A 13,466-nucleotide genomic window follows, 5' to 3' on the forward strand; every position below is an offset into this window, starting at 1 on the left:
TAATCGGCGAGAGAAAAAATTACCCACAATAAATAGGAAACATTACTTTATAAATAAATTTGCATCATTTTTTTAGATTGTTTCAAATCCGCTGGAGATTTTCTCTAAGCGGATTTTTTATTTTGAAGTTTGAGTAAAAAAGCCGTTCTGAATATTCAGAACGGCTTTATAATTATCTAGGCTCGTAACCTCTAAATGTTCGCCAATATTTGTCTTTATAAATTTCGTAGCTTATCTCAAAAGTACCATTGAATTTTTTAATTAATTCATCGGCTATTTTAGTTGGTTTTCTGAAATCTTTACACGCAAAAAAGATTTCTCTTTTATTGGTGCGTGTTTCTCTTCCTATATTCAAATAACCATCCAAATCTTTAAGTTCCAATACTACATCATCCTCAATTTCATTTAATAATTGATATGTTTCTTTATCCGGCATTCCGCTATTGTTGCTTCCATCAAATGGAATTGTAATAATAAATACCCACGGATGAGATGCTTTTTTATCCCATTGTAAAATATCACTATTTATAATGGCGATAATAGCCCCACCATCTTTTGCAGTACCCTCAAGACTTGAATAATTATCATTTTCTGTATTATGTCTCGTGCCTTCATATTTCTCAACAAATTCCTTCTCTCTCCAGATTAAATAATCTTTTAATTTTTCGATTGGAATTAATTCTTCTGAAATTTCATTAGGTCCAACAACATTCATGTTATCTATCAATGTCAAAGAATTTAGTTCTCCTAAATAATTATCTAGAAAAATATAAACCCCGTTTGTTACTTTTCCTTTTTCTTCTTCAACAAATCCATTGTATACTATTGTCAAATCTATTTCGTCTGGATAACCTTCGTGAATATTAGGGTAAAATTTTAAATTCTCTTTATCAAATTTGAAATTTTCATACTCAATACCAACATCCTTAATATCTGAAGCTGGTTTAAGAGCAGTAATTTTCCATCCTACCATTTTTGGAGCCGCATTTACCAGCTCTTCTATAGCATAAATATTTCTGATTGCTCCATCTGGCGTTAAGATTAATTCAACTGTATTGTCATCAAACATGCCAGTTAAAAAATAAATTCCGTAGTGAACTTCATCTAGTTTCGGAGCTAATTTTTCAAAAAAACCTTGGTGGATATTTCCTCTGTTTTTAACGATTTTAAAAAACTCTTTTTCCTTTTTTAGAAACCAATTCCAGAAGTCCTTATTAGATTGTATTGGAGCATCATTTTTGCCCAATATTTTATCAAGAAAACTCATTTATTACAAATTATATTTTAAAATTTACTGAAAACAAACTTAAGGAAAAGCCTTTTAAAACATAGGATTATTTGTATAAAAATTAGAACATTTTAAAACACTCTCAGCCAGAATGAGTTAGTTCATAAAAATCATTTTACCCAGATTTAAAGAGATTAAGGCAGATTTAAACCTATTTTTTATATAAAAATCCAAAACTAGATCTGCTACAATCATTTAAAATCTGCGCGCAAATAATTATCCCATAAAAAAAGCCGTTCTGAAATTATTCAGAACGGCTCACTTATAATTTATAACTCTTAACTTATAACTTCTCCACGAAGTTCAATTTACTATTTTTTCGGCTGTAGCCAAAGTAAATCAGCAGTCCAATTATTAACCAAACGGTAAAATAAATCCAGTTCCAAACGCTTAATTCGGCCATCATATACAAACAGCAGATTAATCCTAAAAGCGGAATCAGAGAAAGATTTTTTCTGAAAGCCCAAACTGCCAATCCAACTAACACAAATAAGAAAATCCACATTGGAATTTTATGTTTGAATAACTGAAATCCCGTTTCGTATTTTAATGAATCTTTAATTGGAAGTCCTTTTACAACCTCAGCATATTTAACTTCATCATCCTGATATTGGCTTAACAAATGCTCTAAATCTGAAGTTTCAGAAGTTTTGTTGGTGGCATCTATACTTTTTAAATAATTAAACACTTTTTCAGAATCTTCTTTGTCTAAAGACGTTACAATAGATGTTGCATCAAAAGTTTGTGCCTCATTATTAATAAATGCCATTGTTGCTTTATTATTGAACGCAAAAGCATAATATAAACCAGCTATAATTAAAACTGGTAAAATGTATTTTGAATTGATGTAAGGAGTTTTGAATTTTCCTCTTGGGATTTCAGGTTTGTTCTGCAATACTAAAACTCCCGCACAAACCAATACAAAGGCAAATAAAGTTCCGATACTGCATAAATCAGTAACCATTGTCAAGTTTAAGAATAATGCTGGAATCGCTACTACAAATCCTGTAACAATAGTGGCAAAAGAAGGTGTTTTGAATCTTGGGTGAACAGTTGAAAATTTCTTTGGCAATAATCCGTCACGGCTCATACTCATCCAGATACGAGGCTGTCCCATTTGAAAAACCAATAAAACGCTTGCCATTGCTACTACCGCACTCACCGCAATAATTCCTGACATCCATTTTAAGTCTAATTTATCGAAAACAAATGCTAGAGGATCTCCAACATTTAATTCGTGATATTTTACCATTCCAGTTAAAACCAAAGCAATAGCAATGTATAAAAGGGTACAAATGATAATCGCCCACATCATTCCGCGTGGTAAATCTCTTTGCGGATTTTTACATTCTTCTGCTGTTGTAGAAATAGCATCAAAACCAATATAAGCAAAGAAAACTGCCGATACACCTTTTAAAACCCCGCTAACTCCATTTGGCGCAAACGGATCCCAATTGGCAGTATCTACATAAAACACTCCAACTGCAATTACCAGCAGCACCACACAAAGTTTTACAACCACCATTAAATTACTTGCATTACGAGATTCTTTCATTCCTCTGTAAACCAAAGCGGTAATCAAAATAATGATGAATAAAGCTGGTAAATCAGTCACAAAGTGAAATGATCCTATTGTTGGTGCTGTTTGCCAAGCTGTATGCGCTTGTTGTAAAGCTGTGCTTAAATTTTCGAATGATTTTCCGCCTCGCATTAAAGCTTCAGCATCTTTAAAACCGTTTGAAGCGGTTAAGTAATCCATTTGAATCCATTGCGGTAAATGTATTCCGCCACTCTGGAGAAGTCCTGTAAAATAATCACTCCACGATATGGCAACCGTTATATTTCCTACAGCATATTCCATGATTAAAGCCCAACCGATAATCCAGGCAATGATTTCTCCAAAAGCTACATACGAATACGTGTAAGCACTTCCAGAAACGGGAACCATTGATGCAAACTCGGCATAAGCAAAGGCCGCAAAACTACAGGCAAGAGCAGTAAAAAGAAACAAAAATATTACGGCTGGTCCTCCGTCGGCACTCGCTTTTCCGATGGTGCTGAAAATTCCCGCTCCCACAATTGCAGCAATTCCGAAAGCAGTTAAATCTTTGGTTGTAAGATGCTTTCCTAATGCTTCATGCCCATCTGCTTCATTCTTTGCAACCTGTTTCAGAATATCCTGCACTGTTTTTTTTCGGAATAAACTTGAAAATGCCATATATTTTTCGCTATTATAAATTGATTTAATTCAGTCGTTCTGGTTTTATTTTGCAAATAATGCAAAAATTATCCTGATTTCAAATATATAAAACGATTTTGTTTTTTTGTGATTTTTTTTTCATGCCACGACCCGAGCGATAGCGAACAGGCGAAGCAATTCACGAATTATTTTTTCAAATCTTTGTCTTTAAATTTTCTCTCGCAGATTGAGCAGATTTGATTTTAAAATCTGCATAAATATTTTCATCACAACAAAAATCTGCATTATCTGCCAAACCTACGAGAGAAATAAAATCTTTGTGAACTTTGCGTAATTCTTTGCGCTCTTTGCGGTTAAATCGAAAACACAAATGTAACATTTCTCAAAATGAGCTTACTAATACAAGTAGTATTTAATTTAAAGAATCATTTTTATGGAAAAAATCACGAGACGTTCTTTTGTAAATAAATTTGGACTTGGCGTTGGCGCTTCTGTTGTCATGACTTCACTTCCTTCTTTTATCACCGAAACAGAAAAGGTTCACAAACCCTATTCTGGAAAAAAATTAAATATTGCACTTTGCGGTTTAGGAAACTACGCTTCGTTATTAGCCGAAGGGCTTCAGGTTTCTGAATATTGCCAGCTTGCCGGAATCGTTACAGGAACGCCTTCTAAAGCGGAAGCCTGGAAAAAGAAGTATAACATTCCCGAGAAAAACATTTACAACTACGAAAACTTCGATTCAATCGTAAAAAACAAAGATATTGATTTGGTGTATGTTGTAACTCCAAACTCACTTCATAAAGAATTTACTGTTCGCGCTGCAAAAGCAGGGAAACATGTTATTGTTGAAAAACCAATGGCCATTACAGTTGAAGATTGTAAAGAAATGATAAAAGCCTGCAACGATAATAATGTACAACTGGCAATGGGTTATCGTTTGCATTACGAACCGAATCATTTAGAAGTAAAACGATTGGGACAAGAAAAAGTTTTAGGGCAAGTTCGATATATAGAAGCTTCCCTAGGTTACAGCACTTATGACATTCATGACGTAAATAAACCTGTTGATTTAAATGCCCGTAACGAATGGAGATTGACTAAAAAGTTTGCAGGCGGTGGTCCGTTGATCAATTTAGGAGTTTATTGCATTCAGGTTTCGCGTTATGTTTTGGGTGAAGAGCCAATTGCGGTTACGGCACAATTCGGAGCCGTAAACAATAAAAACCGATTTGCTCAGGTTGAAGAAAATATTACTTGGCAAATGGAATTTCCGAGTGGTGCTGTTGCTAATTGCTGCAGTTCTTATGGTTTTGGCATTGATAGATTTCACGCTGCTGCAGATGAAGGTTTCTTCGAAATGAGTCCTGCTGTGAGCTATGGGCCTTTTGTAGGTAAAAGATCGGATGGAAAACCATTTAATTTTCCAGTCATAAATCAGCAGCAAACTCAAATGGATGAGATTTGTAAAGTGATTTTAGCTAACCAAAAACTCCCAAATCACATTACAGGTGAAGAAGGCATTAAAGATGTTAGAATTATCAATGCTATTTATAAAGCCGCTGAAACAGGGAAAAAAGTTAGCCTAAAATAGTTTTTTCTGCCACGACCCGAGCGATAGCGAACAGGCGAAGCAATTCACGAATTATTTTTTTGGCGCAAAATATTTTTCGAATGATGAACTAACGAATTACTCAAATTTTTAATTTGTGAAATCAGCGCAAAGTATAATTTGTGTAATTCGTGTAATTTGTGGCTAGCTTTTCAAACAGCTTCTCAAAATACTTACCGGATGCTGTGCCTCACGACTTGTTCCATCATAAATTTGATGACGACAACTGGTTCCTGCTGCGGCGATTTTTACGTCTTCTGCAGTGTTTCTCACTTTCGGAAATAACGTATCCTCGCCCATTTGCATACTCACTTGGTAATGTTCTTTTTCATAACCAAAAGAACCTGCCATTCCGCAACAGCCTGAATTGTAAATCGTAACCGTATTATTTTTAGGAAGATTCAGCATGGCGAAAGTCGCTTCAACAGAACTCAACGATTTCTGATGGCAATGTCCGTGGATTTTGATTTCTTTAGTTTCTTCTGAAAAAGAATCGGCTGTAATTTTTCCGTCTATGATTTCTTTTTTGAAGAATTCTTCGATTGTAAAAGCATTTCTTGATAACTTTTCCGCAGCTTCTTTATCATCAGCTAAACGAAGATATTCATCTCTAAAAGTCAAAATCGCTGAAGGTTCAATTCCGATTAAAGGTGCATTTGCCAAAACCAAATCTTTAAAAACACTTACATTATGATTGGCTATTTTTTTCGCTTCTTCTAGAAATCCTTTTGAAAGATACGTTCTGCCACTTTCTTCATGATCAACAACTAAAACTTGATAACCTAATTTCGTCAATAATTCAAAAGCATCGATTCCGATATTTACATCATAATAATTCGTGAATTCGTCTACAAACAAATACAATCTTCCGTTTGGAAAATCTGTTTGTGACGGTTTATTATTGGCAAACCATTTTCTAAAAGTCTTTTTCGCCAATAACGGAACTTGTCTTTCGGGTGCAATTCCCATAGTTTTTTTGACCAAAGACTGATTTGAAATAAAATTCGTAATCGCTGGGAATTTGCTTCCCATTTTATTCAATTTGGCATTGTTGGCAAAAATCTTATTTCGGGTTGAGAATCCGTTTGCTTTTTGATATTGGTATAAAAATTCGGCTTTTAAAGTTGCCACGTCTACATTACTCGGACATTCGCTCGCACAGGCTTTACAGCTTACACACAATTCAAAAACTTCGTATAATTCTTTCTGGTCGAATTTATTTTCTTTTTCAGAATACGTTAAATATTCTCTCAGTGCATTGGCTCTCGCACGTGTAGTTTCTTTCTCGTTTCTCGTTGCACGATAACTCGGACACATCGCTCCTCCGCCCGACGGCAACTTTCGGCAGTCGCCGGAACCGTTGCATTTTTCGGCAGCACGTAAAATTCCTAAACTGTCTGAGAAATCCTGAAACGTTTTAATGTCTGGTTCAACTCTTCCCGAAACGAAACGATGACTTTCGTCCATTTTCAAGGCGTTTACAATCTTCCCGATATTCAAAACCGAATTGGGATCAAATGCCAGTTTGATTCTTTTCAGCAATTCGTAATTCTTGTCGCCAATCATAAACGGAATAAACTCACCGCGCACAATTCCATCGCCGTGTTCACCGCTTAACGAACCTCTATATTTTTTCACCAAATGCGCTACTTCGGTCGCAATGGTTCTGAATAATTTTAAATCGGATGTTTTCTTCAAATTCAAAACCGGACGAAGGTGCAACTCTCCTGCACCAGCATGCGCGTAATAAATCGCTTCTTGTCCGTGGCTTAACATCATCGCCGAAAACTCTGCAATATAATTCGGCAAATCGCTCAATTCAACTGCAGTATCTTCAATCGAGTCGGCTGCTTTATCGTCGCCAACAATACTTCCTAAAAGTCCAAGACCAGCTTTTCTCAGTTCGTTGGCTTTGTCAATATCATTTCCGTAGATTTTTACTCGAGCGTAACCAAAATTGTTGTTCTCTAAATCGGCAATCAAAGCGTCGGCTTGTTTTTCGGCATCTTCTAAAGTGTGCGACGCCACTTCAAACAACATAATCGCTTTTGGTTCTCCAACCAAAAAGAAACGGTTTTTAATGTGTTCACGATTTGTTTTCGTACAATCCAAAATCGTATCGTCGATCATTTCGCAGGTGTACAAATGATGTTTCATCGCTACCACAACCGATTCTAAAGATTCCTGAATCGTATGATAATGCCCAACGACCATAATACTGTGAGGCGGCGGCAGATCGTCAACTTTCAAGGTAACTTCTGTTGTGAAAGCCAAAGTTCCTTCGCTTCCGCAAAGCAGTTTTCCTAGATTTATGGTTGGTTCGGTTCCGCCAAATAATTCCGATTTCAAAAGAATATCAACAGCATAACCTGTATTTCTTCTGTGAATTTCTGGTTTCGGAAATTCTTTTACAATTTCTTCCTGCGCTTCTTTTATCGAAAGCTCGTCGTAAATTGTTTTGTATATTTTATTTTCTAAAGAATCGCCTTTGGTTTTTTCGATAAATTCAGCTGAAGTCAGGTCTTTAAAAACGACTTCAGAACCATCGCTTAAAAGTGCTTTTACTTCTGCGATTTTATCTCGTGTAACACCATATCGAATCGAAGTTGTTCCAGAAGAATTATTTCCCACCATTCCGCCAATCATCGCGCGGTTTGAGGTTGATGTAATTGGAGCAAAAAATACGCCGTGAGGTTTTAAGAACAAATTCAGCTCATCACGAATTACGCCAGGCTGAACCGTTACCGTTTTCTTTTCGGCATTGTATGAAATGATTTTTGTAAAATGTTTCGACACATCAACCACCAATCCGTCTCCTACTGCTTGTCCTGCCAGTGAAGTTCCTGCAGTTCTTGGCGTAATCGACAGCTTATGTTCTGCCGCGAACTTAATCAGCTTGGCAATATCTTCGGTTGTTTTAGGAATTGCCACCGCATTCGGCTTAATTCGGTACACCGAAGCATCTGTGGAATAAAGCGTTTTATGAAGTTCATCGAATAAAAGGGTGCCTTCGAGACTCGCGGATAATTGCTCTAAATGAGATTGGGTCAACATGTAAATGTGCTTTTTATAAAAATATTTCCTGAAAAAACTCAGACGACAAAGATAAAAATATCACAAGGTAAAACGATTCTATTTTGTGAATTTATCTAACAACTCCGTCAATATTTTATAAAATTCGAAGAGAATCCTGTAAGTGTTTTATTTACTAAAAAAGTAATTTTAGAATTTTCGTTTGTTGGACGAAATAATTTTAAACACATAGAAACATAGATTTATTTCTTTAAATTCTGAGAATAGTTGAAAAAATCTAGATTTTAACACATAGCACTTTACGTTAAGCTATGTGAATTGAAACAAATGAAATGCCTTTAAGTGCAAACAAAAACTATGTTTCTATGTGTTAAAAAAACAACTCAGCGAGTTTAAACATTTTACGCCTTAATTATTATGGAAAATTTCTTTCAGGACGTCATTAATCACCTCGAAGGTTACTACAATAGCATTGTCGATCTTACGCCAAAATTTATTTTAGCAATTTTGGTCATTCTCGTGTCATGGTTTATTGCGAGCCGTGTGGGTATTTTTGCAGGAAACCGACTCAAAGCTAAAATGCACGATCGTTTGCTTGCCATTTTTATTGCCCGTTTAATCAAATCGGTTTTGATTATTATCGGAATCTTGTTTATGTTCCGAATTATTGGTCTCGAAGGCGTTGCGCAAAGTATGCTTGCGGGCGCGGGAATCTCGGCTTTTGTGATTGGTTTTGCACTTAAAGATATTGGCGAAAATTTCCTTGCCGGAATTCTGCTGGCTTTCAAAAGACCATTTTCTATTGGCGATATTATCGAAAGTAACGGCGTAAAAGGCGAAGTTATCAACCTAAACCTTCGCGATACCGAAGTCAAAAGCGATTCAAAAATCATTTATATTCCCAACGCACTTCTTATAAAAAACACGCTCATTAACTACAACAGTGAAGGTTTTCTGCTTCAGACTTTTACCGTCGGACTTGAATATGGTTCTGATTATACCAGAGCCATTGAACTTGTTAAAGAGATTCTAGGAAACGACGAAAATGTAACTGAAAAAGACCACGAAAACGCCGCCGTAATTACCGATGTTATTGCCGGAGGTATTATTCAGCTTAATATTCGCTATTGGGTGAAAACCGCTTCAACAACCGAAAATTCAGAATGCCGTTCTAAAATTATTGCTGCTGTTTTGAATAAATTGAAGGAAAATGGATTTGTGCTTAAATAAAGGTTCTGAGGTACTGAGATGCTAAGTTTTCTTTAAACACGATTGTCACCCTGAGCGTAGTCGAAGGCTTATGAAATCTAAAATTTACTAACTATTACCGATAGCGCGGATTTGCAATCCGTAAACGCAAAGTATATTTTTTTCACTTATAATCTGTCCGATCCAATCTATGCGTGCACGGATTACAAATCCGCGCTATCGGTTTCTCTTTGCAGAATCCCGCGTGTGATTTCTCGTTCCTCGAAATGACAAACTAGCTGGAAATTTACTTCCATTTATCTTTTCTCAAAATAACGTTTTATATTTACCGTGCAGAGATGATTTACTACAAGAAAATTATTTTTAAAATATAATATTTTTCTTACTTAAAATATTTTTTTGATATCTTTACAATCCTAAACACAAAGAAAATGATATCAAAAAAACTTTTGCCCGTATGGTATGGTGGCGGTATTGGAAACAACTGCAACGCACTTTGTGGCGTAGGACACCTTAGCTGTACGGGTTTCTTTTCCTAAACACAAAGATTATGAGTATTAACACAATTTCACGAGAAACTGAAATTCGACTTTTGAATTTTTTCAGCGACAGAATCCTGCCCGAAGAAATGGCAAAAACACTAAGGCAGATTAATTTCACATTAGCTTTAGGCATTATGAGCGAGCACGAAACACTTCAAAATGAAATCGCAAAATTAAGAGACGGTTTATACTGGCTTAATGAATTAGCAGAAACTTTAAATCCTTATTTGGAGATAGAGTAAAAAGCTTAAAAATGAAAACCCTCGGCTTTTTAAGCCGAGGGTTTTTATTATTGTTTGCCTATTAGCGGATTTATCCTATTCCTCAATTGATTTTCTATAACTGGAATTATAGCATCATAATTTGTCAATTCAAGATTTATTACACTGATTCTAAAAATTTCTTGTTTCATATTTTCTCTTGCTAAAAGTTTCATGGCAAAAGTTGTTTTAGCTAACTCCTTATATATATGACCATGCAATCTCGATTTAATATTCTTAGATTTTCCAATATATAATGGAATCCATTCTTTTAACTCATTATGAGCTTTTATTCTTTTCAATTTAAAATTTGGAGTGAATTTTTTTAAATAGTTTTTGTCTTCCCATCTTAATTTAAAATCATTAACCCATTCTTCATATACTTCAAAATTCTCGTTATTTCTAACCTCAATCAAATAAAGTCCTGGGTGCATTAAAATATCCCATGGGATATTTTCTAATTTTTCATTCAATTCAAATTGACATATTTCTTTAAAATGAAGTTCATTTGCAAATACTTTAATTAAATCAAGTTGCTTTGTTATTTCGACATCTATAGTTTTGATCATCAATTTTGCATATTAAAATTTATAAATTATTTAATCACTTTTGAATTCATTTATTTCTTCTTATTGTTATCACTAAAAATTCCAATTCCTATAAAAATTAGAAAACCAATAAATAAAAATTTACCAAAACCTGAAGAGCTATCGCCTCCACAAACCCCACAACTACCTCCACTATTACAATATCCGCAATAATTACAACTTGAACAAGCTCCACAGTTTGAAGAGCCTGAACATCTTCCGGCAAATAAAACATTACTTTGCAAAAGAGAAAACATCACGAATAAACAAATTAATTTATTCGTAATTGACTTTTTTACCATTCTCATTAGTTTTTATATTTATTCGATAATAATAGAGATATTAGTTGTAAGCAATTAATTATCATATTCCTTTAAATCATCCAAGGTTAAATCAATTAAAACAGGTATTTTTCCATTTTTTATTTCAGAATAATTTACCTCATGACCATTAAATAAATCAACTGCAATGCAATAATCAGGATTGACATAAAAATCTTTTGAATAATGTTTATCCAAATATCTATAAATCATATCAGCAAACATTCCCAATTCACTTTTTTTAAAACCACCTATTTGAGCTACAAACCAAATGCCGGCAATTTCTTCGCTACCATTACTTGAAAATGTATAAATATGACAAGGCTTCGATTCGATTGGGAATCCTTTAATATTGATTATGGAACGCTCTTTTGGTTGAGTTAGAAATTTCAGTTCTATGTTAGGCTTTAGATGTTTAAAATCATAATCTTTGAAACTACTAACGATATCAAGATTTCTTTGAAATTGATCTTTATTTCTTTTATCTTCTTCAATTTCTATTTTGTCTTCCAATAAATCACATTTTTCTTCTAACAAATCGGGGTTATCAGTCTTAAAAGTGTTTCTAATTGCACTTAAACAACTAATCCAATAATCACCACCTGAACCATCTTCAGATTTTACTTTCTCTTTATTAAGATTTTTGAAAAAAGTAATTTTTGTACGATCATTTTTTCCACGAAATTCGATTAGTTTTTTTACAGTTATTTTTTCCATAGTTCAAAATAATATTTCATTGATTACTAAATACTTTAAGTCGAAGCAAATATCAATACTCTAGAAATATCACTTTTACGGAAAACCGTATAATCCTAAAGTCTTTTGTTACAATTTTAAATATAAATGGAATAAAAAGAAACAAGTATTTATAACCTGATTATAAAAAGTAAAATCAAGTAAATATCAAAAACATAAAACAACTTAAAAAACATAAATAAGAATATCAAAAATAAAAATCTCATGATTTCTTTAATTTATATCCAAATTAATCCCATTTTAGCGTTATCAATAAACTGACTTCTATAAAACCTCATTTTAAATGAATAAAAATATAAGTGCTCTTTACAATATAGCTCAAAAAGAAACCCGAAAAATATTGGGTTTAATGTCTGGAACTTCTCTCGACGGACTTGATATAGCTTTGTGTGCTGTTTCTGGTTCTGGCGAAAGCACAGATGTAAAAATCCTTGAATTTGAAACGATTTCTTATTCTGAAGATATTAAAAATGAAATCAGAAAAGTATTTGCCCAAAGAACAATCGATTTTCAGCATTTGGCTTTATTAAATGAGTGGATCGGAATATTGCACAGCGACATGATTAACGATTGTTTGAAAAAGTGGAATATTTCGCCAAACGAAGTAGATTTAATTGCTTCGCACGGGCAAACGGTTTTGCACGCTCCGAAGTTTTTGCATCAGCAGGAGAAATTTCCAAATGCGACTTTACAAATTGGCGACGGTGATCATATTGCGGTGGAAACGGGAATTATCACCCTATCCGATTTCAGACAAAAACACGTTGCGGCTGGTGGCGAAGGCGCACCTTTGGCGGTTTACGGTGATTATTTATTATTTGGAAAAAAAGGCGAAAACAGAATCATGCTCAACATGGGCGGAATTGCAAATTATACCTATCTCCCAGCCTCTCTAAACGCCGAAGAAGTTTTTGTAACCGATACTGGAACAGCAAATACGCTAATAGACATTTTCACTAAACATTATTTCCCTAAAAAAAGTTACGATAAAGATGCTGAAATCGCCAAGCAAGGAACTGTAAATCAAGAACTTTTAGAGGAACTTAAAAAAGATGATTTCTTCCAGAAAAGTTTCCCAAAATCGATTGGACAAGAGCTTTTTAATTTCGGTTTTGTACAGTCGGCTTTGGTAAAATGTGGTTTAGAAAACATTTCGGCACCAGATTTGCTGGCGACTTTAACACGTTTAAGTGCAGAAACGATTGCGGAAGCGATTTATTTCACCATACAAAACACTTCAATTCTGGCAGAAGAGTTTCATATTTATATGTCTGGAGGCGGGACTAATAATCCGTTATTGGTAAAATGGTTAAAGGAATTATTGCCTTACAAATTTCATACAAGCGACGATCTGGGCATTTTAAGCGATGCAAAAGAAGCCGTTTTATTTGCGCTTTTAGCAAATGAAACAGTGGCTGGAGGCGATTACAATTTCGGAAACAGCAAAATCCCATCTGTGACAATGGGGAAAATTTCGTTTCCTGATTAAAAAAGATATCCATGAGTTGACGAATTATTTTTAATGATTGAATATAATCCAATCGGCATAATTCGTTTTTAATTAGTAACGTTTTTTCGAATAGGTGATAACGAAATTCGTGAATTCGTGGCGGAAAAACTTTGATTAAAAAAAAATCGTGGCAGAAAAAAAATTAAACC

Annotated in this window: 10 protein-coding genes; 4 read left to right on the forward strand and 6 right to left on the reverse strand. The window is 34.3% G+C overall.

The features are described from left to right. Positions 1-172: 172 nt before the first annotated feature. The gene (locus tag P2W75_RS13455; protein ID WP_276380838.1) at positions 173-1,267 is read right to left on the reverse strand and encodes a DUF695 domain-containing protein; all 1,095 of its coding nucleotides are present in this window, start codon (positions 1,265-1,267) and stop codon (positions 173-175) included. A 304-nt stretch (positions 1,268-1,571) separates the two neighbouring features. Further along, positions 1,572-3,506, reverse strand: coding sequence for an amino acid permease (locus tag P2W75_RS13460; protein WP_207297271.1), 1,935 nt, complete (start codon positions 3,504-3,506; stop codon positions 1,572-1,574). A 415-nt stretch (positions 3,507-3,921) separates the two neighbouring features. On the opposite strand from P2W75_RS13460, the gene P2W75_RS13465 reads away from it, so the two are divergent. Continuing rightward, a complete protein-coding gene (locus P2W75_RS13465; RefSeq protein ID WP_276380839.1) occupies positions 3,922-5,082 on the forward strand; it encodes a Gfo/Idh/MocA family protein in 1,161 nt (386 codons plus the stop codon). A gap of 162 nt (positions 5,083-5,244) precedes the next feature. Here P2W75_RS13465 and P2W75_RS13470 read toward each other — a convergent pair whose 3' ends face one another. Beyond that, entirely contained in the window at positions 5,245-8,154 is a 2,910-nt protein-coding gene (locus tag P2W75_RS13470) for an FAD-binding and (Fe-S)-binding domain-containing protein (protein WP_276380840.1), read from the reverse strand. A 396-nt stretch (positions 8,155-8,550) separates the two neighbouring features. Here P2W75_RS13470 and P2W75_RS13475 point away from each other — a divergent pair, with 396 nt between their 5' ends. Beyond that, positions 8,551-9,363: a mechanosensitive ion channel family protein gene (locus P2W75_RS13475; RefSeq protein WP_276380841.1), complete on the forward strand. Its 813-nt coding sequence runs from the start codon at positions 8,551-8,553 to the stop codon at positions 9,361-9,363. A gap of 529 nt (positions 9,364-9,892) precedes the next feature. After that, positions 9,893-10,126, forward strand: a complete 234-nt coding sequence (locus tag P2W75_RS13480) for a hypothetical protein (RefSeq protein ID WP_276380842.1) — start codon at positions 9,893-9,895, stop codon at positions 10,124-10,126. Positions 10,127-10,173: 47 nt separating this feature from the next. On the opposite strand, the gene P2W75_RS13485 is transcribed toward P2W75_RS13480, so the two are convergent. The 3 genes from P2W75_RS13485 to P2W75_RS13495 are packed head-to-tail and all read right to left on the reverse strand — an operon-like array spanning position 10,174 to position 11,768. Then, complete coding sequence (locus tag P2W75_RS13485; RefSeq protein WP_276380843.1) at positions 10,174-10,713, reverse strand: hypothetical protein; 540 nt, start codon at positions 10,711-10,713, stop codon at positions 10,174-10,176. 50 nt (positions 10,714-10,763) lie between these two features. Next, positions 10,764-11,033, reverse strand: a complete 270-nt coding sequence (locus P2W75_RS13490; protein ID WP_276380844.1) for a hypothetical protein — start codon at positions 11,031-11,033, stop codon at positions 10,764-10,766. Between the two features lie 54 nt (positions 11,034-11,087). Then, positions 11,088-11,768: a hypothetical protein gene (locus P2W75_RS13495; protein ID WP_276380845.1), complete on the reverse strand. Its 681-nt coding sequence runs from the start codon at positions 11,766-11,768 to the stop codon at positions 11,088-11,090. 322 nt (positions 11,769-12,090) lie between these two features. Here P2W75_RS13495 and P2W75_RS13500 point away from each other — a divergent pair, with 322 nt between their 5' ends. Then, the gene (locus P2W75_RS13500) at positions 12,091-13,296 is read left to right on the forward strand and encodes an anhydro-N-acetylmuramic acid kinase (protein WP_276380846.1); all 1,206 of its coding nucleotides are present in this window, start codon (positions 12,091-12,093) and stop codon (positions 13,294-13,296) included. Positions 13,297-13,466 lie beyond the last annotated feature (170 nt).

The organism is Flavobacterium sp. H4147 (assembly GCF_029360735.1).
In the GTDB taxonomy this organism is placed as follows: domain Bacteria; phylum Bacteroidota; class Bacteroidia; order Flavobacteriales; family Flavobacteriaceae; genus Flavobacterium; species Flavobacterium endoglycinae.

Coding starts and splice junctions, on each gene's coding strand:
- P2W75_RS13470 (WP_276380840.1), bottom strand. CDS start 8,154: ATGTTGACCCAATCTCATTTAGAGCAATTATCCGCGAGTCTCGAAGGC.
- P2W75_RS13455 (WP_276380838.1), bottom strand. CDS start 1,267: ATGAGTTTTCTTGATAAAATATTGGGCAAAAATGATGCTCCAATACAA.
- P2W75_RS13480 (WP_276380842.1), top strand. CDS start 9,893: ATGAGTATTAACACAATTTCACGAGAAACTGAAATTCGACTTTTGAAT.
- P2W75_RS13465 (WP_276380839.1), top strand. CDS start 3,922: ATGGAAAAAATCACGAGACGTTCTTTTGTAAATAAATTTGGACTTGGC.
- P2W75_RS13475 (WP_276380841.1), top strand. CDS start 8,551: ATGGAAAATTTCTTTCAGGACGTCATTAATCACCTCGAAGGTTACTAC.
- P2W75_RS13495 (WP_276380845.1), bottom strand. CDS start 11,768: ATGGAAAAAATAACTGTAAAAAAACTAATCGAATTTCGTGGAAAAAAT.
- P2W75_RS13460 (WP_207297271.1), bottom strand. CDS start 3,506: ATGGCATTTTCAAGTTTATTCCGAAAAAAAACAGTGCAGGATATTCTG.
- P2W75_RS13500 (WP_276380846.1), top strand. CDS start 12,091: ATGAATAAAAATATAAGTGCTCTTTACAATATAGCTCAAAAAGAAACC.
- P2W75_RS13485 (WP_276380843.1), bottom strand. CDS start 10,713: ATGATCAAAACTATAGATGTCGAAATAACAAAGCAACTTGATTTAATT.
- P2W75_RS13490 (WP_276380844.1), bottom strand. CDS start 11,033: ATGGTAAAAAAGTCAATTACGAATAAATTAATTTGTTTATTCGTGATG.